Origin of the sequence: Arsukibacterium sp. (genome assembly GCF_041616895.1) — a bacterium.
GTDB lineage: Bacteria > Pseudomonadota > Gammaproteobacteria > Enterobacterales > Alteromonadaceae > Alishewanella.
Window position 1 is genome coordinate 1 of the sequence record NZ_JBFJPY010000053.1, and the last position, 23590, is coordinate 23590.

Sequence of the window (23590 nt, forward strand, 5' to 3'; positions counted from 1 at the left end):
CCACCACCACTATTCTGGCGCAGGCGAATCAGCGGCCACAGGCGGCATTAAGTTTACTGCAGGGTTAATACCAGTAACGAGCGCAGCGCGGAGCATTTAAAAGGAAAAGCCTGCAGCATGGGTAATGCTGCAGGCTTTTTTGTTCTGGTTACGTATCGTTTTCTCATCAAGTAATATTAAAAAACCAAGCAAGCTACTGATAAATAAATACTTAATAAAAAACCTTCCAGAATTGAAAAATAAATCAAAAATTTACTAAAGCTTTATAAAGTCTGGCCGATACAGATTATAGGGGAACTGTATTAGTGACCTTGTTTTAGCAGAATGGTCGGGTAACCAGCCTGTTAAATCATAGAACTTATGCTGTTTAAGTGTGGCGGTGGGGTAACCGCTACAGCCAAAACAGTTCTGTTAAATTTTGGAGGCTACATATGGCTTTAACAGTCAATACTAATGTGAGTTCGTTAAACGCTCAGCGTCAGTTAATGCAAAGCGGCAACGCACTGGACACGTCATTTAAACGTCTGTCATCAGGTTTACGTATCAATAGTGCTGCTGATGACTCCGCAGGTTTGCAAATCAGTAACCGCTTATCTGGTCAAATCAATGGTTTAAATCAGGGTATCCGAAATGCAAATGACGGTATTTCACTGGCTCAGACTGCAGAAGGTGCGTTAGAAGAGGTAACATCGTCTTTCCAACGCGTAAGAACGCTGGCGCAACAAGCGGCTAACGGTTCTAACACTGACGAAGACCGCTTAGCAATCCAGGAAGAAATTCGTTCACTAATGAGTGAAGTCAATCGGGTAGCTAAAGATACGACCTTTGGTGGTCAGAATCTTTTAGACGGTTCTTACTCAGCGAGCTTCCAGGTTGGCGCTGATGCAGTGCAGACTATCAGCTTTAGTATGAGAACGGTGGGTGCTACTACCAATACCATATCTGCTAACGGCGGTTTTACCTTGTCAGGTATAGCCGGAGTTGCTTCTGGCGTGACAGGGAATACTTTATCCGCCTTAGCAACGGGTGTAAGCGATATTGGTACTCCTACCAGCCAGACTTTTGCTGGAGCCTTCGTTGGGTCAACAATCAGTGTATCCACTCAGGCTAACGCACAAGTTATTTTAGCCGGCATGGATTCTTTAATTGCGGTTGTAGATAAAAAACGTGCCGAGTTAGGTGCAACCCAGAACCGGTTCCAGTCTACTATTCGTAACCAATCGAATATTTCTGAGAATCTGTCAGGCGCTCGCAGCCGGATCCAGGATGCAGATTTTGCAGCTGAAACTGCTGCACTGACCCGTAACCAGATCCTGCAGCAGGCTAGTACTACTATCCTGGCGCAGGCAAACCAGCGTCCACAGGTAGCATTATCGCTTTTAGGTTAAGCTAAAGGATAAGCTATAGTTAGTTGGCCAGTGTTATTCTGGCCAACAACTATACGCCGGAGGTTTTTTATGTCCGTGGAAACGTTATTCAGCAAAGATAATCGGCTTGCCGATCCTGGCCTGGACAGGCAGGTCATGGCAAAAGCTGCCCGACCTGATGCTGCTGCTCAGGCAGACTCAGCGATAACTGCAGGTCAACAACCTCTGACAGAAAATGTGGCTCGGGTAAATGCAATCCAAAAAAATGAAAAAACGAGTACAGAGCCAGCAGAGAAATCGGTGCGGACGATAGAATTTGATACTATCCAAATTAGGCAAACGTTGGAGCAAATCAGTAAACTTATTCCTATTGCCAATACCCGATTAGTATTCGAGTTTGATGAACTGGGTGATCCACCTATCATTAAAGTCATAGACAAAAACAGTAATGAGCTGATTCGGGAAATACCGTCTCAGGATCTGCTTAAAGTCGCTCAAGCTTTTTCTGAGATGGCCGATAACTTAAATAAGGCCGGCGCACTTATCAATTTTAAGGCCTGATACGAGACACAGGAGCACGCTATTATGGCAACGATTACTTCAGCTGGGGTTGGTTCAGGCTTAGATCTGGAAAGTATTATCCAGGCAACAGTGAATGCTGAAGATTTACCGCGGATGCAGCGCTTTGAAGCATCCAAAACCCGTTATAGTGTGCAGCTTTCTGGTTTAGGCGCCGTTAAATCTTCCTTGTCTGCATTCCAGGATATTATCAAAAAGCTGGCTAACCCAGACAATTTTACCAAGCGCAGCAATACTATTGTTCAGCCCGCTTCAGGCGACGTTATTTCGGTAGCAGCTAACAGCAGCGCGACACCCGGTAATTTCAATATTAAGGTTAATCAGTTAGCGCAGGGTAGTCGCGCTACCACCACCTCAGCCTTTACTGCGCCATCAGATGTAGTTAGTGCCAGCGGCGGTAAGTTAACGATTGCAGCGGGTGACAAAAGTTTTGAGGTAGATGTCGCGGCGGGTGCGACCCTGGAAGAAGTGCGTGCGGCGATTAATGAATCCGCAACAAACTTTGGCGTTTCAGTTAATATCATCAATACCGGCGGTGCAACACCCGAGGCCAAGCTGGTGATTAGCTCCAACGTGAGTGGTACTGGTAACGATTTAACCATTACCAATGACACTGCCGAGCTCGACAATATATCTACGACCGCTTTTAGTGGCGGAGCGGGTGGCTTAACCATTGCCACAGCCGATATGGCTCGTGATGCCATCGTTGAAGTTGATGGCATTGCGGTAAACAGTGCGACTAATATTTTTAAAGATGCCATTCAGGATCTGACCTTTACCGCCAAGAAAGTTAGTGTAGGTACTGAGACTGCAAAACTGACCGTCGATTTTGATAAAGCCGGTGTAGAGAAACTGATTGATGAATTTATTACCGCTTTTAATAATGCTGCCGGGACAATCGATTACCACACAAAAGTAGGCGCTGCGCTCTATGGTGATTCAGGGATGCGTGGTTTAAAAAATCAGCTTACCAATACCTTATCGACTGTAGTCTCCGGTGCTGGCGGTTTTGAGACCTTGTTTGATGTTGGCATAGGCTTAAAGAAAGATGGCAAACTGGAAAAGTCTTCTCTGGTACGTAGTGTTAATGCAGCTTTAACCTCAGATTATGCCAATGTGGGCAAATTATTTTCTGGCGAAAATGGCTTGGCGAAAACGTTTGAGTCTTTGCTTAAAACCCAGCTGGAAGCTAAAGGTAGTTTTAAATTTCGGGAAGAGTCGCTAAATAAATCGTTGCGCCAACTTGAAGATGACAAACTATCGCATGACTACAGAATGACGCAGTTGGAAGCCGGTTTGCGAGCGAAATATGCGGGTTTAGATGTACTGATTGCTCAGATGCAAAGTTCTGGAAGTTATATTACGCAGCAACTTGCCAATTTACCCGGGTTTACCAGCAATAAAAAATAACGTTCAGGAGCTACGCATATGAGTAATGCAAAATTAAAGTTTTATCAGAAAGAAGCTACTAAATCCCAGTTAGCTGAAGCATCTCCATATAAAGTTATTCAAATGCTGATGGCCGGCGTGCTGGACAACCTGGCGTTAGCAAAGGGTGCATTACAACGTAAAGACCTGGAAACTAAAGCAAAGGTATTGTCAAAAGCTTCTGCGATTCTGGAGTCGTTACGTTCCTGCTTAGACGAGTCGCAAGCACCGGAACTGGGTCAGAATTTATACGCTTTGTACAGCTATATGATAGATCGGCTGGTTGATGCCAGTGTTGAGAAAGACACCACTGTTGCCATTGACGAGGTAGCAGATTTATTTCGTCAGATTAAATCAGCATGGGATGAAATTCCGTTTAGTGCGCAGCAGCACGCTGAGTCTCAACGTGCGGTAGCACACGCCAATGCTGGCTGATAAAGTGCATCATGCCGGGCTTTTACTGGGGCAGATAAAGCAACATATTGAAGCTGAAGATTATCTTCAGGCAACGACGTTGATAAATGAATGGCAACTACAGTTGCAGCAGCTAATTCCACAGTTAACACCTGCAGATAAACAATTGCGGCAGAACGTTCAGCAGTTATCAGAAGATTTTCTTGCCATGTTGCCTGTATTGCAGCAAGAACAGGCAAAATTAAAAGATAGCATCAGTCAGATAGCTGCGGTAAAGTCTGAAAATAAGATCAGTAAAACCTATCAAATAGACTAATTTATGACTGAGTTAGAACAGTTGTTGCAGCAGGCAGAAAATGCTCTGTCGGGATTGATGCAAAAAAATGATCGGGAGCGTCAGTTTGCTGAAACGTCGCGTCTGAAGTTTGATGAAAATATTCGTGCCTTTGAAAAATATTATCCTGATATCGCTAAGACAATTAAAGAATACACACCTCGTGATGACTTTAAAATTATTGTTACTTCTACCGGTGTAGGCAACTTTATTCCCAAAAATGTCTCAGTGCCTATTTATTCAGATGATCCGATTGCTCAGACTCGAAAACAGCTGGATAAGAACACCGCCAAAGGATACTACAGCTTAACTCAATATGGCTTTGAGGTCGGTGACGATGATCACCGGATCCATAGCCGTTTCATGTCAGAATTAATAAAAATAATCAATAAATATAACGAGTTGAATAGTCCTCTGCTCCGTGAATTACCGGTTCATTTCCCCACGGCTATTTTATTTGGTGTTGGGTTAGGGTACGTAGCGACGGAACTGTTAAGCAAGCATAGTTTTGATTATATTTATATAAGTGAGCCTGATCTCGAAGTGTTCTATGCCAGCCTATTCTGCACGAATTGGGCTGAAATAATTAAATCAGTTGATCAATCTGGCGGGACGCTCTTTTTTCAGATCGGCCTTGATGTGGAAAGTTTTTTTGCGTCTTTATATAAAATCGCTGGTGATATCGGTGCATATTCAATAATCCGGGCATTTTGTTATCAACATTACCCATCTGTTGACGTGAATGAACAAATATCAGTTTTTTTCAATCGCTATTATGAAATACAAACTGGTTATGGTTTTTACAATGATGCTGTTACCGGCCTGGCACATTGTTTAAAAAATTATGAAAGCAAAGCCAAATTCTTAATACCCGTTGGTTCTCGTAAATATATTGATATGCCAGTGGTTGTCGTTGGCAATGGACCGTCGTTAGATGCCGCAGCAGATGTACTTAAAGAGATACAAGATGATGTCATTATTTTTGCATGTGGTACGGCGCTGGGCTCTTTAGCAAAACTAGGTATTAAGGCCGATTTTCATGTTCTTGTTGAACGGCCTAAAACGACCTATGACGCGTTGTTGCATAGCTTTGAACCGTCTTACTATGCAGATTTGAATTTGCTGGCAGTTGATGTCATGTATCCCGACGTGATTGAACTCTACAAGTGGGCTGGTTTGGGCTTAAAAGGCCCGGAGGCGGCAACTGTTTTTACTCAGCTCATCACCCTTGAAGACTATAAGCAGATATTACCTTCTTTGCCATTCCCGGGGCCACTGGTAGCCAATACTGCATTATCTTATGCTTTTACCCTGGGCTTTCAGGAAGTGTATTTGTTTGGCGTTGACAATGGTTATTTAAATGGCAAAACGCACTCTGCAAATAGCATCTATGCCAATAATGAAAATTATCAAAAAATTGTCGATAAGGGCGCTACAATTAAGTTAAAAGGCAACCTAACCCAGGATGTTCTGGCAACAAACTTGCTGATGCTTGCCCACAAACATATAGAAAACTTGCTGAAAACAGACAAAAAAATATCAGTTTATAATGTTGGTGAAGGGGCGTTTATTGATGGCGCTTTGCCTGTTACTGAGCAAGACGTTTTCGTGAAAAAAAGTCTGGTCAATAAAAAAGGCATTATTGAACAGGTAAAAGATAAGTTTTTTAAAAAGCTCGACTTTAAGGTTAATGAGCAGAGATTAGCATTTGATCTTTTCGATGAAATTTGTGACCACCTGAATGATATTGCCAGTGAAACATTTAGCAGTAGACAAGAAGCGTCAGACATTTTAAAGCGTCAGGCGCGATATGTTTATGCGTTCAGAAACACCCGTTTTACGCATCTTTTCTATATGATTAAAGGCTCTTTACTCTATTATCATTGCCCTATGATGACACTGTTATATCAATATGAAGACGAGAAACTGTCGTTAGAGTGTTTCTCCGCCATGTTGGCGCTGTGGAAAGATTATGTCAGTGCGATGAAAGCTGATTATCGGCAAAGCTGGAATAAAAAATGCGATTGGGGTATGGATATCGTGTTTGCCAATAAAAATAAAGCGAAGTAATTTTACTATTCTGCCATCTGACGCTGTGTGGCTTCAGCCACCCAGCGTAAAGCCATCATCGACGACAATATTTTGCCCGTTGGTAAAACGGGCATGATCTGACAGCAGAAACATAATGGCGCCAGTGATATCGGCGGCGTCCAGCATGCCTTTGCCCAATGTGTTAGTGCGGTAAGCCTGCAGAAAACTTTCTGGCTGCTTATCACTAATGCCGCCCGGGCTAACCAGGTTAACGCGAAAGCGACTGTCAGCAATATAGGCTGCCGCGTATTTACTCAGGTGGATTAATGCCGATTTAATGGCGGCATACTCTACCGGCATGGTCATTGCTGTATTGTTATAAATATCAAAGCGTGGTGCGACGACACCATATACAGATGACAGGTTAACCAGTGAAAATTCGCGTGGCTGTTGTTTGAAGTAAGCCGCACATTGCTGCATAAACAAAAATGCGCTGCCAAGATTAAGCGATACATTGTCGTTAAAACTTTGCAGGCTGACCTCAAAAAAGTGCTTACCGTAATCTTTGTTTCGCGGATAGCTGCAGTTAACTGCGCCATCGGGTTGATATTGGTTCAATATTGCGAAAATACTATCAGCCTGCTGCAGATCGAGAGTGGTCAGTTGCAATTTGTGATGTTGGGTATCAATGCCATCTTGCAACAGCAGATGTTCCAGCTTACTCAGATCAAGATCACTGGCAATAACCCTGGCATTTTGCGCTAAACACGCTTTAACCACAGTGCGGCCAATTAAACCACCAGCGCCGGTAATCAGAATGGTTTTGTTATCCAGCATAGTTGTCCCTCTTCAAAATCGCTTCAGCCAGCATAAAATCGTAGATATCATCTATGTCTACCGCACGTTCTTTTGGTACCACAATGCTGGTGATCACGCCATCAAACAGTTTTTCCTGTTGCAGGATAAAGTCAGGGCGGGCAGCATACACTACGGTAGTGATATCAAATACGGCCGGGGCATCCTGTCGACGATGGACACCGTTTGGCAGAGAACTTACTAATTGCACCTTGCCCATCGCATCGCGTACTACCATATTGAAAAAGGGGTTGCGATTAGCGGGAGTTACCGCCAGACACAAATCGGCTTCGGTTTGCTTAAGTTGACGTATCGCACTGCTGACATCAGCAGCACTTCTTAACGGGCTGGTGGCAGGTAAGCTGACAAAGGTATTAAAGCCACCGAACTGTTGCTGCACCTGGCGGATGGCATGTTGCCACGCTGCCCATTCAGGGGCGGTATCGGTAGCCAGCTCTGGTGGACGGACTATCACCTCAGCGCCAGCTTCGCTGGCGCAGCGGCCAATATTGTCGCAGTCGGTTGAAACAAAAACATGACTGATCTCCTTAACCTGCTTAGCCACTTCAATGGAATATTGCAGCAAAGGCTTTCCTGCCAGGGGCTTAATGTTTTTGCCTGGTAATCCTTTGGATCCCCCTCTGGCAAAGATAAAGGCAATACAACTCATAAATTCTCCAGTGCCCCCTGCTGTTTTGCTTGGGCAATCAGCTTAACTGTCGCAGCGGCGGCGGTAAAGTTGGTGGTATCGCTGTCGCGTTGCTGCACTTTTTGCCAGAACGCATTTAACATGGCCAGGTACATGTTGTTCTTGTCATAACCGGCATCATCATAGAGCAGATGTCGCTGATTGTGTTCTTGCAAGGTAATGGTATTGGCAATAAGGTCCCAGTCAAGTCTGGCGTTGCCTGCAATAAAGCTGCATTGCCTCAAAGGCGTTTGCTGAATAAAATCAAGGTGAACAAAGCAGCTGGTGTGGTTCTCGTTTTCCAGAACTAACTCGCTGATGTCTTCGACATCCAGCGTTAATAAACCACTGTGCCGATTGCGGGCATATCGCAGCTGCAAGGGCCCCAGTAACCATTGCAGGTAGTCCAGCTCATGGCTTAGTTCCAGCAATGCTCCGCCCCCCAGCGCGGCTTGCGCCGACACCGATACCCGATAGTCGCTATCAGGCCGCCAGTAAGGTAAGTACTGACCAACCTGAGCAATAACACTGTAAATACGCCCCAATCGCTGCGAGCTTATCAGCGTTTTTACCATCTGGGCCGCTGGTAAATAACGTAAACAATAGCCAATATCAATAATGCTGGCGGGATAACGTTCTACCAGCTGCATAAACTGCTCTGCTTGCAATGAGCTGGCGCACAGCGGCTTCTCTACCAGCGCCGGAATACCTTGTGCCAGTAAGGCCTCGGTGTGCTGTAAATGCAAACTGGCTGGTGAAGCCACCACCACAAAATCTGGCTGTATCGCCAGCAGCTCTGCAAGTGAAACCATTGTCGCGTTCGCGGGTACGTTGTGTTTTGCGCGGCTACTGGCACTGACTGCCAGTAACTGAGCGTCGGGAAACAGGGTACGTAAATTAGTCAAATGCCGTTTTCCGATACTGCCAAGACCAATAACGCCAAACTGTGGCATCAAAACAGCCCCAGATTGATCACATCAATTTGCGCCCGCTGATAATCGTCAATCCGGCCGATATCTAACCAGTACTCATGGATCGGGAACATTAATACAGAATTATCTTGCTCAATATTTTGCTCCAGTAAGGTTGGCATATCAATCCGTTGATTGGCTTTAACCTGCCGGCGTACTTTGGGCGACACCACATAGATCCCCGCGTTGACAAACAAACGCTGGATCGGTTTTTCGATCATTCCGGTGACTTTGTTGCCATCACCATTAATCACCCCAAACGGGATCTGGTATTCATAGTCACGCACGCACATTGTGGCATCAGCTTGCTGCTTGTTATGAAATTGCAGCAGTTGCTCAAAGTCTATGGTGGTGAGTAAGTCACCGTTCATCAGAATTAAGGGCAGCTCCGGCAAGTTATCAGGCAGTAAGCCCAGGGCGCCACCGGTGCCCAGTGGTTCCTGCTCGTATATATAGCTGATATTAACATTCCAACGGGAGCCATCGCCAAAATAAGCCTGAATTTGCTCGGGCATATAATGCAGCGAAATATAAAAGTTATGAAAACCGGCGCGGATAAAGCTGTTTAGTACGATTTCTAATATTGGTTTTTCACCGACTTTCAGCATCGGTTTGGGACAGGCGTCGGTCAGCGGTTTTAACCGGCTACCAAACCCTCCCGCCATCAGAAATACCGGGTTGTCGTACAGCACAGAATCTGCCGCACTTTGCAGGGTTTCCAGGCCAACCACTTTACCGTCTTTCACCAATGGGATAGATAGCAGCTTTTTGCGCGCCATTAGTTTGACCAAATCGCGTCTGGGCGTGCCGGCTTCGGCTGTCAGTGGCTTGGTATTCATTACATCAGTAACCGGGCTTTGCAACGTACAGTTGCGCAGCAGTCCGCGGCGAATATCACCATCAGTCAGTACACCCTGCAAGGTGTCGCTGGCGTCTACCACCAATGCGATACGCAGTGCTTCTTTATCCAGTAATAGCAGTGCATCACGAATGCTGCTATCAGGGGTTATTGCGGTATTTTTCCAACTGGTCGTCATAACAGCCTCACTCAGCTTTAATAAAGGGCCGGGCAGAATAGATTTTCTGGTTATCTAGCAAGTTACATACCACGGTGCTTCCCGCGCCTACCAGCACATTTTTGCCAATTATCTGGCTTTGAATCACCGTTGCGCCGGCACCAATATAACTATTTTCGCCACAGGTTACGCCGCCGCACAATACTGCTCCAGGACTGACTACAGTATGAGCGTGCAATACACAATCATGCTCAATAATGGCGCCGCTGTTAATTAACACATTGGCATGAAGAACCGCATCGGTGTTGATGATAGCGCCTGGCAATACTTGCACACCTTGCCCAAGCTGGACGCCGCTGTCTACTATGGCACTACTGGCAATGACACTGAAAAACTGATATCCCAGCGCTGAAAAATGTTCAAACAACCTGCGACGCAAGGTCTGGCCTGGAAGGGCGCCAATACCATTGACCAGCATCACGTCTTGCGGTTTAAAACTAAGCACATCATCATCAGATGCCAAATAGGGTATATCATCAAACCGGGCCGATGCCGGACGCTGCGGTGCGCACACCGCTGCCACAGTAATGCCTTGCTGTTGCAGCAACGAGAGCAGCACCTTGGCATGGCCACCGGCGCCGAGCATTACTATGGGTTTATTCTGCAAAGGGTTCTCCCTCACGGTAGTCCCGGCTGGCGCTTGTACCAAGCAGATCCCAGTACTGGTAAGGGCTGGTGCCGGTGCCGGGTCTTTTACAGGCAATGAGTTCAGCAGTAAGTCGCTCCCCTTTGCGGATAGCACGGTTTGCCACCAGGCTTTTTCTGGCTACCGCTTTATTAGCCAGTTCAGACGGTGCCGGCCGTTTTATGCCATCCCCTAACGCCTGCTCTACTTCGCGGATGGCCGTCACCATCTGGGTTAATTCATCCGGTTGCAGTGATGCTTTATGATCCGGTCCCGGCAGGTTTTTATCCAGAGTGAAATGTTTTTCAAGTACTGTCGCGCCCCGTGCTGCTGCGGCAATTGCAATTGCTATACCGGCACTGTGATCGGAGTAACCCACCGCTAAACCAAATGCCGCAGCCATGCTGTCCATCGCAGTTAAGTTAATGTCAGAGGCTGGAGCAGGATACTCGGTGGTGCAGTGTAACAACGTTACTTTTTGTCTTAGCGCAATTTGGCCTTGCTTGCTGGCGTAGGCCTGCGCAAAAGCGGGTACCGTTGGTTTTGCGTCAACAGGCATGGTAAGTCCAAAAGCAATGACCCCAAGGGCTGCTTCAATTTCAGCCAGGTTGGCCATGCCAGTTGAGACAATAAGATCACGCTGACTTCTGGCATGCTGCAACACAAAGGGCGCATTGGTAATTTCACCAGATGGAATTTTCAGCAGGTTAAGTTGCAGCGTGCCGAGTAAAAAATGCAGGCTGAGGTCGTCAAACGCGGTCGATAGAAAGCCGATGCCGCGCTGTTTGCTGTAAGCCTGCAGCCGTAAATGGGCATCATGGCTGAGTTCCAGCCGGCTTAGCATTTCCAATTGTGACTCGGCCTGACCGGTATTTCGTTGCTGATACGTTGCTTGTTGCGCCTCTGCAGTCGCCAGGGCACTTGCATTAAATGTCTGAAATTTAACAATATCAGCGCCGGCAACCACGGCAGCATCCACTAAGGCAAAGGCAAGATCTTCATCGCCATTATGGTTAACGCCAGCTTCGGCGATAATAAGTGTCATAACTTTGCTCCTGGCAGATCAAAAAAATGTTTGACCGGATTAAACTGCAACTGCTTGATCATATATATGATTTTGGCACTGGCATTACCCTGGCCATATGGATTATCGCCAACAGGAATGGCATCGCTAACGGCCTGTTCTATGCAGGCAGCAATATCGCTGGTATCCATGCGGCAGTGCTTAACTGAGGGTGCTGCCAGTCGCCCTTGCTGCCTTGTACCAACATTGACGGTTGGCACTTTAAAAGCAGGTACTTCAATAATGCCACTGGAAGAATTGCCGATAACCGCAGCGGCATGTTTTACTGCACTAAGATATCGTAGCTGTCCCAATGAGGAAACGGCCAACACTCTGTCAGGCTGCTCAGCAGCGTAGCTTATCAGCCGTTCTATGATTTGCCGGCCACCCTCATCGGCGTTCGGGTAGGTTAAAATAATCTGGTATTGCTTAAACTGGTCAAGCGCGCTTAGCAGTGCATTAAAACTGGCTAATGGCGGTTCTTCTGCCAGGGTTACCGGATGATACGTGACCACAAAGTACGGCTGATCCAGCTTAAATGCCAGTGCTTCAGCCAACTGAGCTTTGCTTAGCAAGCGCGTGCGCGCAAGATGGTCTAAACCGATAGCACCCACATTTTTGACCCGTTCTGGTGACTCACCAAGCTGAATGACCCGCTGCCGGTATGCCTCAGTTGACGTTGCATGCAGGTAACTGAGCTTGGTAATAGCATGACGGATTGCATCATCAGTCGCGCCTTCGGTAATTTCACCACCGTGCAGATGCAACACTGGAATTTTCATCAACATAGCCGTTTGCGCTGCAGCGAGGGCCTCAAACCTGTCGCCCAGCAGGATCATCACATCCGGTTGCAGACGGGATAGGCTATCTGCCAGGCCAATCATTGCCAGGCCCATACTTTTTACCGTACCGACATTGCTGTCTGATGATAGTAAAATTTCGATTTTCTCATTTATATCAAAGCCATCAGCAATAATTTGTTGGTAAGTGTTGCCAAATTCCGGCGATAAGTGACTGCCTGTCACCAGCAACTGTAGCTGCAATTCTGAGTCAGCATTAATATCGTGTAACAACCAGTACAGGAGGCCATATTCGGCTCTGGTCCCGGTAAATACCGCCACTTTCTTTTGCATTATGTAAGCTCCGAAACACTGCTGGGCAGGTTAATCAGGCGCTGCGCCAGGTTTTCTGCGCATGGCAGCTGACCGCGCGTTGCATCCTTAAACGCAGGTAAGTGATGCATAAGCTGCCACACCGGCCGGGTCATTACGCCGGCATCATTAGTACTTTGTAATAACTGATCCCGGCTTTGCTGATCCGGGCAAATAATTGCATTTAACCAGAAGTTGGCCTGACATTTTGCCGGTTCGTCGACAAACTGATAGGCAGAGTCAGCAAAAAACGTTTTGTATTGCATGGCCACTTTGCGCTTCTTTGTCAAAAAGTCGCTCAGACGTTCCATCTGGGCACAGCCAAGCGCAGCATTCAGGTTAGGTAATCGGAAATTAAAACCGGGTTCATCATGATAAAACTCCCAGCGATGCGGCACTTTCGCAGTGGTGGTGATGTGTTTAGCACGGCCGCCGTCTTGTTCAGTAGCGCAGAGCAGCATGCCACCCCCGCCGGTGGTAATAATTTTATTACCATTAAAGCTCAGCGCTCCAAACTGACCAATAGTGCCGGTATGCCGGCCTTTGTAAAAGGACCCCAGACTTTCCGCGGCATCTTCAATCAGGATAAGCTGCCACTCTTGACAAATTTGCGACAATTCATCCAGCGCAGCGGGGTGACCAAAGGTATGCATTGGCATCACCGCTCGAATACGTTGGCCGTTACTTTTAAAATAACATCCACCGTCGTCAGTTTTAGCGTGCTGTTGTAAAAACGCTGCCAGCGCCTGCGGGCAAAGTGATAATGTCTCAGTGTTTACGTCAACAAATACCGGGTTTGCCCCCATATGATACAGCGCGTTGCAAGTGGCAACAAAAGTCAAAGGCTGGGTTATCACTGCATCTCCTGACGTTACGCCAGCCAGATACAGCGCGGTATGCAGCGCTGCAGTACCGTTAACGGTGGCAACCGCCTTTGCCGTACCGGTAAAGGTCGCTATTTTTGCTTCAAACTCATCGACAAACTTCCCTACACTGGAAACAAAGGTGCTTTCAATCGTTTCACTAACATACTTCAGCTCATTTCCAGCAAATATGGGGGCATGCAATGGAATAAATTCATTACTCTGGTAAAGGTCACGAATAAAACTAACAAGGGCTGCGCTCATAATCGGACCTACATTTTACTGTCTAAGTATTTACCTGTTTCTTTATGGCCGAAATCGGGCAGCATCGACTGAAATAACGCCACAAGCTGTGGCTTACTCCACGATTTACTTTGCTTCATGCTGTCGATTTCCCGTTCAAACATCTCTAATAATGCGCCGTGATATTCGGGCTCATTTTTAATCACCCCGACGTTGTCAAACCGGACCATATCAAGTATTTCATTGTCGGTAAAAAACTCCTCAAAGTCCTTTTCTCCGGTGGTATCGCTCACCGTAAATAAGCAGGGCCACTTGCCCTGCTCAGGCAAGGTTTTTGCCAGCTCACGCGCTTCATCTTCACTTGCACACAAGTAAGGTTTATAACCTGCATGCTCAAGGTATTTCACTGCGATATCTGCAAAGGTAATTAAATGCAACTCTTCACTGAGTTTGGGGAAAAAGATATCTCTGTTTTCACCAAAAATGCATGACAGCAGGCATAATTCGCCAGATTCGCCAGGCGTAACGAAATAACGCTTAATGTCATGTGGCGCGACAATAGGCTGGCGTTTTTGAATACGCTGATTAAAACCATAAAGCAGCGACCCATCTGAAAACGCCACGTTGGCAAACCGGGCGGTAGAGATGTTGATCTCTTTGCTACGGCGCATTAAAAACATTTCCATAATCCGTTTCGAGGCGCCCATCATATTCACCGGATTAGTGGCTTTGTCAGTCGACACACAGAAATATTTTTTAACCCCTTTAGCAATAGATTGCGCCAGGGTTTTCTCAGTATTAACGATATTGACGTTGATCATTCTCATCAGCGTAAAAGGATCTTTTTCACTGCGAACATGTTTTAACGCAGATAAATTCAATACGTAATCAAAGCTGCCATCGGCAGCAATAAAGGCATCGTACTCAACAGAGCCAATGTCCAGCGCAAAGGTTTGAAAATCACCGCTGATGTAACCATGTGAACTGCGCAGATCACGCACCAGTTCAACCATATTGTTTTCACTGATATCAACAACATGAAGCTTCTGCGGATTGCGTTTAAAAATTTCTTTGGTCACCGCCTGGCCAATGGAGCCGGCTGCGCCTAATATCAAAAATCGACTTTTGCTAATAATGTCACACAACGCACTATCATATTTAGCAATATCTTCAGAAAATAATGGTTTGTCCCGACCAATTAACGATAAAATTTCGGTCACGTCCTGATCTCCGCATTACGACACTTATCTGCTTACTCACTATATCGGCAGCGCAAGCACAATCTTAACTGGCAATATCGCCGGTTAATGCGATGCTATATCAACTATATCAGGCATTTAAAATGCTAACAGGCTTAATTTGTTTAATCAGGGCTAACAGCAACGTTTAGCGCTATAATCTTAAGATTAGCGCAACAGGAGCATGCAATGAAAATCACAGGTCAGACCGACGGGGCAGCGCAGTTGAAGAGTCTGTTGCAAATGCAGCAGTCTCAGACTGAAAAACTGGCCACAGCCAAACGCATCAGTACTGCTGCTGATGATGCAGCGGGCCTGCAAGTAGCAGAGCGGCTAACAAGTGCTGTTAATGGTACCGTTCAGGGGCAGCGTAATTTATATGATGGTATTGGTCTGGCGCAGGTCTATGAGCAAAGCCTGCAAAATATCAGTGACGATCTGGCGGGCCTCAGTCAGTTAGCGATAGCAGCTGGCAACGGCATTTATACCGATGCCGATCGCGGGGCATTGCAGCAGCAAGCCAGTGGTTTTCTCAAAAATATTGAAAACACTTTGCAAAACAGCAGCTTTGGCGGCAAGCCGTTATTTGCGGCGCAGGCGAGTGTGGATGGTGCTGTTGCTTTTAATACCGGCCAAAGCAACGTCACGCTTAATATCAGTGATGTGGCAGCGGAATTGAATGGGCAAAGCTTGTTTGATATTAGTATTAATAATCAAAGCGCTGCTCAGGCGGCGACCAATACCTTAGCCGAAGTTGCCGAGTTTGTGGTGGCGCTGCAGGCCGAGGCGGGCGCCAGTATCAACAGCTTTGCTGCACAGGCTCGCAGTTTAAATAATCAGCAAGTTACTCAGGCTGCAGGGCGCAGCCGGATTGAAGATCTGGATTACGCCAAAGCATTGACTGAAAAAACCGCCACGGATATTCTAAGCCAAAGTTCGACCAGTGTGGCGCTGCAGGCTAGAATGCAACAACAAGCGGCATTAAATTTGCTGTAACCACCATGATGTAAGTAGAAGATTAAAATGCGAAGTTTTTTGCTCATTGTTAGTATAATGCTAGGTTCTCTGGTTCTCTGGTACGTATTTGGAATAGTTGTACCAATAGGTTTATTAGACTTTGATATTCCAGGGAGTGACCGCTTAAGCTTGCTGTCGTCATTGGGTAGCATGTTTGGTGGAGCAAACGCTCTTTTTTCCAGTGTTGCATTATTTATGATCATGATGAGTGTTTGGCTTCAGAAAGAGGAACTTCAGGCAACACGAACGGAAATCAAAGCTGCAACTGTTGCTCAGCAAGAAATTGCAGAGATCCAAAAAAAAGCGATTGCTCTACAGGTAATCATGCCATTTATGGACCAAATTTCATCAGAAAATATGAGATCTTCAATTGTCTACCTTGCTGACTTTCACCGAGGGCGTAATGATTTTGCTGAATTCTATCGAGAACTACTGGACAAACGTAAGCAAAGCCAATTAAGCACAGTAGAGAAGGAAAAATTAAATGAAATTGATTCAGCCCGCCGAAACTTTGTAATGATATTTCACAGAATGATTAAGTTACACAAAACGAAAGTTGTAGATGACGAAGTTGTCAAAGTTGTTATAGGCCCTGATCATGTATGGCTGCTTAAACATATTGTAGAACCTTTGGAAAAAAGCATCCGTGATAACTATTCAAAATCAATTTTTAACTTTGCTTATTCGTTGTATACCGAGGAAGAAATTGAGCTTTTAGGCAAGCATTGATAATTCGCAACGCTATTTTTTTGACGCCTGTCAAAAAAATAGCGTTTGTGGTTGCAAGCTCAGGCCAGCGCAGTACAATGAAGTTAAAACAATAACCATAATGCGGCACAATGGCAGCTAATCCACTTCTTTATATTGTTGATTCACAGCAGCGTCGCGCCGAACGTCTGGCGACAGTGCTTAGCTTTATAAATGAATCTTATCAAGTATTTAATCATCAGGAACTGCTGCAACAATTAACTGAAACCGCGCCGGCGGTGGTACTGCTTGGTGCCCTGGGGGATGCCGAACACGCCGAGTTGCTGTTACGTTTTCCCAGTTGCGCATTTTTACTGATTGGCGAGCCGTTAACCGCTTTACTGCAGTACCCTAACGCTGTCGGTCTGCTTACTGAACCTTTTTCATATAACACCCTTACCCAGTTACTGCGCGATTGTCAGCAATACCATCGCTTGTTACCCGGCCAGCGCCAGGCTGAAACCGCGCTTAAATTTGACGGTATGGTGGGGCAGACTGAGCCTATGCAAAAAGTTCGCTTTTTAATTCAGCAAGTGGCAAAAACGGATGCCAACGTACTGGTGCTGGGCCAGTCGGGTACCGGTAAGGAAGTGGTTGCCCGTAATATTCACTTACTATCAAACCGTGCTGCAGGGCCTTTTGTACCGATTAACTGTGGTGCTATCCCGGCAGAGCTATTAGAAAGCGAGTTGTTTGGCCATGAAAAAGGGGCCTTTACCGGTGCCATTTCTACCCGAAAAGGCCGATTTGAACTGGCTCAGGGCGGTACTTTATTTCTGGATGAAATTGGTGACATGCCACAACCGATGCAGGTAAAGCTGCTTCGGGTATTGCAGGAGCGCATTTTTGAGCGGGTTGGGGGGAGCCAGACCATTAAAGCAGATGTCCGGATCATTGCCGCTACCCATCGTGATTTAGAGACGATGATCACTGACGGACAATTCAGAGAGGATCTGTTTTACCGCCTTAATGTCTTTCCAATTGAAACGCCGGCGCTAAGCGAGCGCAGCGATGATTTACCCATACTGATCCAGGAGCTGCTAAACCGTCAGGCTGCCGGACATAAGGGACGGATCCGTTTTACTGAGCGGGCGCTGGAAAGCTTAAAATTACACAACTGGCCTGGAAATGTACGCGAGCTGGCAAATTTGCTGGAGCGTATGTTAATTATGTATCCGGATCAGGTTGTCGATATTGCAGAGTTACCGCAAAAATACTGTTATCTGGATGTAGAAAGTTATCAGCCCGAGTATCCGGAAGCGTTACTGGAACGGGATATGCTCAACGATTTGTTTGCTGCCAGTGCTGACGACAGCGATGACAGCAACGATGATGCTGTTAGCGGTGCACACAGTAACAACAGCAATAGCAGCAGTGCCCTAAGCTTACCGCAGCTTACTGATATGGCGGCAGAGGGGTTCGATTTAAAAGAATACCTTGCAGAGCTGGAAGTGCAGCTGATCTCTAATGCCTTACAGCATCATGATTATGTGGTGGCGCGGGCTGCTGAAGTACTGGGATTGCGCCGGACCACCCTGGTTGAAAAAATGCGTAAATATAACCTTGGCCGCGACGAATAAACGTTATCTGTCAAGTCTTTGACAACGGCCATGTCGATATTTCATATTAAAATCATAGTCTTAAGTTTGGCATAATCTCTGCATCGACCTTATTATTTGAAAAAGGTCAGTTGTATTATGCCAAACGCCAGCCACGATACCTCAATCTGCACTTTGCAAACCGATAGCCGGCAGCTGTATCGCTCGCCGGTGCGTGGTCCGCAGGAAATAAGCCAGCTGGTTAGTCAGGCATTGGCAGGGTCTCGTGAGGCGGATAACCGGCTGCAACATATTCTGAATGTGTTGCCCTCGGGGGTTATACTGCTCAGTGCCAGAGGCATTGTATCTGAAGCTAATCCGGTCGCAACCACGATGCTGGGGCAACCCCTGCTGGGCCAGCCCTGGTTAGAAGTGATCAATCGTTGTTTTGCGCCGCGCAGTGATGACGGGCTGGAAGTATCATTAAAAGATGGCCGGCGAATTAAGCTGGAAATCAGCCCGCTCAGCCCGGAACCCGGCCAGCTTATTGTGCTGACTGATCTGACCCAGACCCGCCAGTTACAAAGCCGGCTGGCTCATTTACAGCGTCTGTCTACCTTAGGCAAAATGATGGCGACGCTGGCGCATCAAATTCGCACGCCATTGTCCTCTGCCATGTTGTATGCCGAAAACCTGGGTAGCAGTAAGCTTAACCCGGCATCAGCTCAGCAATTTCAGCAGAAGTTATTGGCCCGATTGCATGATTTAGAGCAGCAGGTAAATGATATGCTGTTATTTGCCCGCTCTGGCACGGCGCAGGCGGTACAACCATTTACCCTGCAATGCTTAATCAGCGACATTTATACCGCGGCAGAAACCCTGTTGCAGCAACATAATGCGCAGCTTAGCATTAGCAGCAGTTGCCAGGATGTCTATCTGCTTGGCAACCTGAGTAGTCTGACCGGGGCATTTAACAATCTTATCCAAAACAGCATCCAGGCCGTTAAACAGGGTGCTCGTATTCATATCTCAGTGAAAACCCAGTCTAACCGCTTACAATTTACCATCAATGATAATGGCCCTGGAATTGCCGCTGATTTACAACCCCATATCTTCGAACCCTTTTTCAGTCGGCGCCAGCATGGCAGCGGCTTAGGCCTGGCAGTAGTGCAGGCGGTGGTGAATAGCCATCAGGGCAACGTACGTTACGAGCAACGCCCCGATAGCGGTGCCTGTTTTATCATTGAATTACCGATCCACTTTGCTGAAACAGCATCCCAACAGGTTCCAGCCGATAATAGAGGTAACCCATGACTACAGCGACGCCAATATTGATTGTCGAGGATGATGCCGGCCTGCGTGAGGCCCTTTGCGATACGTTAAGTCTGGCCAGTTATCAGGTATTTAGTGCAGATAGTGCAGAAAGCGCCTTGCTGTTGCTGAAAAAGCAGGCCGTGCAATTGGTGATCAGCGACGTGCAAATGGGCCAGGTGTCAGGGTTAACCTTGTTAAAAACCCTGCGCCAGCATTATCCGCAGCTGCCAGTGCTGATGATGACAGCCTATGCCAACGTGCAGGATGCGGTTGAGGCTATCCGGTTGGGAGCGGTCGACTATCTGGCTAAACCCTTTGCGCCACAGGTACTGCTTAGCACGGTAAGTCGCTATGTGTTAGCAGAGCAACCGAATTCGGCCACGCCGGTGGTGGCCGCGCCCTCCAGCATTGCCTTGCTGGAATTAACCGCACGGGTGGCGCGTTCTGAAGCCAGTGTCATGATTGCCGGCCCCAGTGGATCAGGCAAAGAAGTACTGGCACGGTATATTCATCAGCAATCGCCACGTGCCAGCGGACCTTTTATTGCCATTAACTGTGCGGCTATTCCGGAAAATATGCTGGAATCGACCCTGTTTGGCTATGAAAAAGGCGCCTTTACCGGCGCTATTGCCGGCTGTCCCGGTAAGTTTGAACAAGCCCAGCACGGTACGCTTTTGCTGGATGAAATTACAGAAATGGATTTAAACCTGCAGGCTAAACTGTTGCGGGTATTGCAGGAGCGGGAAGTAGAGCGTCTTGGCAGCCGCAAAACCATTAAACTCGATGTTAGGGTACTGGCGACCAGCAACCGTGACTTGCAGCAAGCGGTGGCAGAGGGCAGTTTCCGGCAGGACCTGTTTTTCCGCTTAAATGTCTTTCCGTTAACCTGGCCCGCCCTGGCAGAGCGCCGTGAAGACATTGCGCCGCTGGCGAAGCATCTTATCAGCAAGTACTGCCAACAGCAGGGACGAGCCGTATTGGGGTTAAGTGCCTGTGCCACTGAACTGCTTATGCAGCACAACTGGCCTGGCAATGTGCGTGAACTGGATAATGTTGTCCAGCGGGCACTGATTTTGTGTCAGGCAGAGCAGATTACTGCCGCCGATATTCTGTTGTCTGGCGACAGCAATGCTGCTCCGGCATGCTCTAAGTTGAAGAGCCCTTCAATGACAGTACCCTCTGTGGCAGTGCCTGAAGTGACCGTGCCGGCAGGGGAAGCAAGCCAGGCAATGCCTGCGTCAGCCATGGAACCTGCGATGTCAGCTGCCACCCATGAGACCGCCGTACCCGATGATTTTAAAACGGAGCTGCACGAACAGGAGCACAGAATAATTCTGGCTACGCTCAAAGCTTGTGCCTATAAGCGCAAGGCGGTTGCCCAAAAGCTTGGGATCAGTGATCGCACCTTACGTTACAAGCTGGCGCGGATGCGCGAATCTGGGATAGAACTGCCCGCCTGAAAAAACTTAACCTACGATGAAAGCCGGCTTGCCGGCTTTTTTATCATTAAAAACATAGCTTTAAATATGGCATAACTCCTGCTTAGTTAACCTTGCAGCCAGCCTCTGGCAATTTATTGACACGGCGTTGCTAACCAGGCTTCAGGTAACCAGCTTTCGAAAATGAAGCGTTATTAAACAGGGTACAGTTATGGATATTAAAGGTCAGGCGTTATACGCCCAAATGCAATCGATGGCCAGCCAGGCCCGCAGTCTGTCGGCCGAGCTAAAGCCTGTTAATCAACTGGCCGAGGTAAACCCCAGCCAGTCGGAATTCAGTACCTTGTTTAAAGATGCTTTAAAAACCGTTAATAACGTGCAGGTAGCGGCGGGTGAGTTAAGAACCCGGGTTGAAATGGGCGATCCAAATGTATCGCTGGTACAGGCAATGATCGCGGCGCAAAAATCGTCTCTGGCGTTTGAAGCAACGGTGCAGGTACGCAACAAAATGGTCGAAGCGTACAAAGACATTATGTCAATGCCGGTTTAAGGGGTAGCACGTGGCAGATAATCAATCAACAGAGCTGGCAATTAGTCCCAACGACTATAACAGCTCCAATAATTCTGAATCACAAGAGCAGAAATCCGGTTTTCTGGGCGCCATTGGCGGCGTAGATATTATGCGGCAGGTTACCCTGATGGTCGCGCTGGTTATCTGTCTGGTCATTGCGGTGCTAATTTTCTTTTGGGCCCGCCAGGCCGAAATGCGTCCCCTTGGCACCTATGCTACTCAGGAACTCATTCAAACCCTTGATCATTTAGATGCCCAGCAAGTTAAGTACGAGCTGGAAGGTAATGTTATTTATGTACCGGAAGACCGTTATCAGGCAGTAAAACTTGGCTTGTCGCGGGCCGGCTTAACTCAGGAGCCTTCTGCCGGTACTGAATTTTTGTTGCAGGACAGTGGTTTCGGGGTCAGTCAGCGCTTGGAAATGGAGCGACTGAAGCATAGCCGGGAACAACAGCTGGCCCGCACCATTGAAGAGCTGCAAAGTATTGCCCGGGCTCGGGTCTTACTGGCAATCCCGAAAGAAAACGTATTTGCCCGCCAGGCGGCGTCGCCCTCTGCTACGGTGCTGGTCACAGCCCGTGGTGGTACCGTTATTCGTGACAGTGAAGTTGACGCCATTGTCGACTTGGTGGCCTCTGCCGTACAGGGCATGGAGCCAAGCAAAGTGACGGTAAGCGATCAGAGCGGCCGCTTGCTCAACAGTGGCTCTCAGGATGGCAGCGCCGCACGCTCGCGTCGTGAGCATGAATTACAACGTGCCCGGGAAGATGAATACCGTCAGAAAGTTGACTCAATTTTGTTACCCATACTGGGCTATGGCAACTATACGGCGCAGGTGGACCTGATGCTGGATTTTACCGCCGTAGAACAAACCCAGAAGCGCTTTAATCCCGATTTACCGGCTATACGCAGTGAAATGACTATTGAAGAAAGCAGCGTTGGCGGCAGTAACGGCGGTATACCGGGGGCCTTGTCAAATCAACCGCCTTTGAATTCAAATATTCCGGAGCAGGCAACCGGCGACAATGCCCGGCCAGTGATCCCAGGGCGCAACCACAAAGAAGCAACCCGCAATTACGAACTTGACACAACCATTAGCCACACTTCACAGCAAAGCGGAGTTATTCGTCGTCTGTCTGTATCGGTGGCCGTAGATTATGAGCCAGGTCCGCCAAATGCCGAGGGCGTTAGCGAGCCTCAGCCGCGCACTCAGGAGTCGCTGGCCAATATTCGTCGCTTATTGCAAGGCGGTATCGGCTTTGACGTGCAGCGCGGCGATACCATAGAAGTTATCTCAGTGCCGTTTGTGCGCGAAGCGCTATTTGAGGAACCGAAACTGGCTATTTATCAGGAAGAATGGTTTTTACGGATCCTGCGCCTGTTGATTGGCGGTATTATTATTATCGCCCTGATGCTGGGGATCGTAAGGCCGATGCTGAAGAAACTGATTTACCCTGAGCAAACCGATGATGCTTATGACGATAAAGCCCTGAGCAGTGGTTTAGATCTGGGTGATGATACCATCGATATGCTAAATTCAACGTTCGATGAAAACGCCGTAGGCTTTGCGCCAGATGGAACCTTAATGCTGCCAGATTTGCATGGCGATGAAGATTTACTGCGGGCGGTTCGGGCGCTAGTTGCCAATGAACCTGAGTTATCCTCTCTGGTAGTGAAAAACTGGTTGGCTGAAGATGAATAATATTGAAGAAAAACCCTCATTTGATGTTGGTAAACTGGATGGCGTTGAGAAAGCGGCTATTCTGTTGCTGAGCTTATCAGAAGAAGATGCAGCGCAAATTTTAAAGCACCTGGAACCAAAGCAGGTGCAAAAAGTGGGTCTGGCGATGGCGCAGATGACCGACTTAAATCAGGCCAAGATCTCAGCGGTGCACCGTTTGTTTATCGAACAGATCCAGAACTTCAGTACCATTGGCTTCCAGAGTGAAGAGTTTATCAAACGGGCACTGACCGCAGCACTGGGTGAAGAGAAAGCCGCTAACCTGATTGATCAAATTGTATTGGGTGGTGGTGCTAA

General features: G+C 47.4%; 22 protein-coding genes and 1 pseudogene. 14 read left to right on the top strand and 9 right to left on the bottom strand.

The annotated features are described in order from the left end of the window. Positions 1-431 precede the first annotated feature (431 nt). The 6 genes from ABY802_RS10290 (at position 432) to ABY802_RS10315 (ending at position 6192) form a co-directional block, all read left to right on the top strand. Positions 432-1388 (top strand): flagellin, encoded by a 957-nt coding sequence (locus ABY802_RS10290; RefSeq protein WP_372626946.1) that lies wholly within the window; start codon positions 432-434, stop codon positions 1386-1388. 69 nt (positions 1389-1457) lie between these two features. Next, the gene (locus ABY802_RS10295; protein ID WP_372626947.1) at positions 1458-1928 is read left to right on the top strand and encodes a flagellar protein FlaG; all 471 of its coding nucleotides are present in this window, start codon (positions 1458-1460) and stop codon (positions 1926-1928) included. A gap of 24 nt (positions 1929-1952) precedes the next feature. Further along, positions 1953-3356, top strand: coding sequence for a flagellar filament capping protein FliD (gene fliD / locus ABY802_RS10300; protein ID WP_372626948.1), 1404 nt, complete (start codon positions 1953-1955; stop codon positions 3354-3356). A gap of 18 nt (positions 3357-3374) precedes the next feature. Further along, complete coding sequence (gene fliS / locus ABY802_RS10305; RefSeq protein WP_372626949.1) at positions 3375-3809, top strand: flagellar export chaperone FliS; 435 nt, start codon at positions 3375-3377, stop codon at positions 3807-3809. Further along, positions 3799-4104 (top strand): hypothetical protein, encoded by a 306-nt coding sequence (locus tag ABY802_RS10310; RefSeq protein WP_372626950.1) that lies wholly within the window; start codon positions 3799-3801, stop codon positions 4102-4104. Before fliS ends, ABY802_RS10310 begins: the two co-directional genes overlap by 11 nt. 3 nt (positions 4105-4107) lie before the next feature. Further along, positions 4108-6192: a 6-hydroxymethylpterin diphosphokinase MptE-like protein gene (locus ABY802_RS10315; protein ID WP_372626951.1), complete on the top strand. Its 2085-nt coding sequence runs from the start codon at positions 4108-4110 to the stop codon at positions 6190-6192. A gap of 33 nt (positions 6193-6225) precedes the next feature. Here ABY802_RS10315 and ABY802_RS10320 read toward each other — a convergent pair whose 3' ends face one another. Genes ABY802_RS10320 through ABY802_RS10360 form a run of 9 tightly spaced genes read right to left on the bottom strand, consistent with a single transcriptional unit; the run spans position 6226 to position 14908 of the window. Beyond that, complete coding sequence (locus ABY802_RS10320; protein WP_372626952.1) at positions 6226-6990, bottom strand: oxidoreductase; 765 nt, start codon at positions 6988-6990, stop codon at positions 6226-6228. Further along, entirely contained in the window at positions 6980-7678 is a 699-nt protein-coding gene (locus ABY802_RS10325) for a cytidylyltransferase domain-containing protein (RefSeq protein ID WP_372626953.1), read from the bottom strand. Before ABY802_RS10325 ends, ABY802_RS10320 begins: the two co-directional genes overlap by 11 nt. Beyond that, positions 7675-8649: a Gfo/Idh/MocA family protein gene (locus tag ABY802_RS10330; RefSeq protein WP_372626954.1), complete on the bottom strand. Its 975-nt coding sequence runs from the start codon at positions 8647-8649 to the stop codon at positions 7675-7677. The genes ABY802_RS10325 and ABY802_RS10330 overlap by 4 nt, the downstream gene beginning before the upstream one ends. After that, entirely contained in the window at positions 8649-9704 is a 1056-nt protein-coding gene (locus tag ABY802_RS10335; protein WP_372626955.1) for a nucleotidyltransferase family protein, read from the bottom strand. Before ABY802_RS10335 ends, ABY802_RS10330 begins: the two co-directional genes overlap by 1 nt. A gap of 7 nt (positions 9705-9711) precedes the next feature. Beyond that, complete coding sequence (locus tag ABY802_RS10340) at positions 9712-10350, bottom strand: acetyltransferase (RefSeq protein ID WP_372626956.1); 639 nt, start codon at positions 10348-10350, stop codon at positions 9712-9714. Beyond that, complete coding sequence (gene neuB / locus ABY802_RS10345; protein WP_372626957.1) at positions 10340-11413, bottom strand: N-acetylneuraminate synthase; 1074 nt, start codon at positions 11411-11413, stop codon at positions 10340-10342. Before neuB ends, ABY802_RS10340 begins: the two co-directional genes overlap by 11 nt. Next, positions 11410-12564, bottom strand: a complete 1155-nt coding sequence (gene neuC, locus ABY802_RS10350; protein ID WP_372626958.1) for a UDP-N-acetylglucosamine 2-epimerase — start codon at positions 12562-12564, stop codon at positions 11410-11412. Before neuC ends, neuB begins: the two co-directional genes overlap by 4 nt. Next, positions 12564-13709, bottom strand: coding sequence for a LegC family aminotransferase (locus ABY802_RS10355; protein WP_372626959.1), 1146 nt, complete (start codon positions 13707-13709; stop codon positions 12564-12566). Before ABY802_RS10355 ends, neuC begins: the two co-directional genes overlap by 1 nt. Positions 13710-13717: 8 nt before the next feature. After that, a complete protein-coding gene (locus ABY802_RS10360) occupies positions 13718-14908 on the bottom strand; it encodes a UDP-N-acetylglucosamine 4,6-dehydratase (RefSeq protein WP_372626960.1) in 1191 nt (396 codons plus the stop codon). A 207-nt stretch (positions 14909-15115) separates the two neighbouring features. Here ABY802_RS10360 and ABY802_RS10365 point away from each other — a divergent pair, with 207 nt between their 5' ends. The 8 genes and pseudogenes from ABY802_RS10365 to ABY802_RS10400 form a co-directional block, all read left to right on the top strand. Then, positions 15116-15922 carry a flagellin gene (locus tag ABY802_RS10365; protein ID WP_372626961.1) on the top strand — a complete coding sequence of 269 codons (807 nt, stop codon included), beginning with the start codon at positions 15116-15118 and terminating at the stop codon, positions 15920-15922. 27 nt (positions 15923-15949) lie between these two features. Then, positions 15950-16672: a hypothetical protein gene (locus ABY802_RS10370; protein WP_372626962.1), complete on the top strand. Its 723-nt coding sequence runs from the start codon at positions 15950-15952 to the stop codon at positions 16670-16672. 110 nt (positions 16673-16782) lie between these two features. Then, entirely contained in the window at positions 16783-18270 is a 1488-nt protein-coding gene (locus tag ABY802_RS10375; RefSeq protein ID WP_372626963.1) for a sigma-54 dependent transcriptional regulator, read from the top strand. A gap of 117 nt (positions 18271-18387) precedes the next feature. Continuing rightward, positions 18388-19542, top strand: coding sequence for a PAS domain-containing sensor histidine kinase (locus ABY802_RS10380; protein ID WP_372626964.1), 1155 nt, complete (start codon positions 18388-18390; stop codon positions 19540-19542). After that, a complete protein-coding gene (locus ABY802_RS10385) occupies positions 19539-21002 on the top strand; it encodes a sigma-54-dependent transcriptional regulator (protein WP_372626965.1) in 1464 nt (487 codons plus the stop codon). Before ABY802_RS10380 ends, ABY802_RS10385 begins: the two co-directional genes overlap by 4 nt. A 190-nt stretch (positions 21003-21192) precedes the next feature. After that, positions 21193-21531: a flagellar hook-basal body complex protein FliE gene (gene fliE / locus ABY802_RS10390; RefSeq protein WP_372626966.1), complete on the top strand. Its 339-nt coding sequence runs from the start codon at positions 21193-21195 to the stop codon at positions 21529-21531. A gap of 10 nt (positions 21532-21541) precedes the next feature. After that, positions 21542-23254 carry a flagellar basal-body MS-ring/collar protein FliF gene (fliF, locus tag ABY802_RS10395; RefSeq protein WP_372626967.1) on the top strand — a complete coding sequence of 571 codons (1713 nt, stop codon included), beginning with the start codon at positions 21542-21544 and terminating at the stop codon, positions 23252-23254. Further along, positions 23247-23590 (top strand): annotated as a pseudogene (locus ABY802_RS10400) (flagellar motor switch protein FliG); the annotation flags it as partial. The gene fliF and the pseudogene ABY802_RS10400, both read left to right, overlap by 8 nt.

Excerpts from the sequence above, each read along its gene's own strand:
- ABY802_RS10290 (WP_372626946.1), top strand. The coding sequence starts at position 432 with ATGGCTTTAACAGTCAATACTAATGTGAGTTCGTTAAACGCTCAGCGT.
- ABY802_RS10295 (WP_372626947.1), top strand. The coding sequence starts at position 1,458 with ATGTCCGTGGAAACGTTATTCAGCAAAGATAATCGGCTTGCCGATCCT.
- fliD (WP_372626948.1), top strand. The coding sequence starts at position 1,953 with ATGGCAACGATTACTTCAGCTGGGGTTGGTTCAGGCTTAGATCTGGAA.
- fliS (WP_372626949.1), top strand. The coding sequence starts at position 3,375 with ATGAGTAATGCAAAATTAAAGTTTTATCAGAAAGAAGCTACTAAATCC.
- ABY802_RS10310 (WP_372626950.1), top strand. The coding sequence starts at position 3,799 with ATGCTGGCTGATAAAGTGCATCATGCCGGGCTTTTACTGGGGCAGATA.
- ABY802_RS10315 (WP_372626951.1), top strand. The coding sequence starts at position 4,108 with ATGACTGAGTTAGAACAGTTGTTGCAGCAGGCAGAAAATGCTCTGTCG.
- ABY802_RS10320 (WP_372626952.1), bottom strand. The coding sequence starts at position 6,990 with ATGCTGGATAACAAAACCATTCTGATTACCGGCGCTGGTGGTTTAATT.
- ABY802_RS10325 (WP_372626953.1), bottom strand. The coding sequence starts at position 7,678 with ATGAGTTGTATTGCCTTTATCTTTGCCAGAGGGGGATCCAAAGGATTA.
- ABY802_RS10330 (WP_372626954.1), bottom strand. The coding sequence starts at position 8,649 with ATGCCACAGTTTGGCGTTATTGGTCTTGGCAGTATCGGAAAACGGCAT.
- ABY802_RS10335 (WP_372626955.1), bottom strand. The coding sequence starts at position 9,704 with ATGACGACCAGTTGGAAAAATACCGCAATAACCCCTGATAGCAGCATT.
- neuB (WP_372626957.1), bottom strand. The coding sequence starts at position 11,413 with ATGACACTTATTATCGCCGAAGCTGGCGTTAACCATAATGGCGATGAA.
- neuC (WP_372626958.1), bottom strand. The coding sequence starts at position 12,564 with ATGCAAAAGAAAGTGGCGGTATTTACCGGGACCAGAGCCGAATATGGC.
- ABY802_RS10355 (WP_372626959.1), bottom strand. The coding sequence starts at position 13,709 with ATGAGCGCAGCCCTTGTTAGTTTTATTCGTGACCTTTACCAGAGTAAT.
- ABY802_RS10365 (WP_372626961.1), top strand. The coding sequence starts at position 15,116 with ATGAAAATCACAGGTCAGACCGACGGGGCAGCGCAGTTGAAGAGTCTG.
- ABY802_RS10370 (WP_372626962.1), top strand. The coding sequence starts at position 15,950 with ATGCGAAGTTTTTTGCTCATTGTTAGTATAATGCTAGGTTCTCTGGTT.
- ABY802_RS10375 (WP_372626963.1), top strand. The coding sequence starts at position 16,783 with ATGGCAGCTAATCCACTTCTTTATATTGTTGATTCACAGCAGCGTCGC.
- ABY802_RS10380 (WP_372626964.1), top strand. The coding sequence starts at position 18,388 with ATGCCAAACGCCAGCCACGATACCTCAATCTGCACTTTGCAAACCGAT.
- ABY802_RS10385 (WP_372626965.1), top strand. The coding sequence starts at position 19,539 with ATGACTACAGCGACGCCAATATTGATTGTCGAGGATGATGCCGGCCTG.
- fliE (WP_372626966.1), top strand. The coding sequence starts at position 21,193 with ATGGATATTAAAGGTCAGGCGTTATACGCCCAAATGCAATCGATGGCC.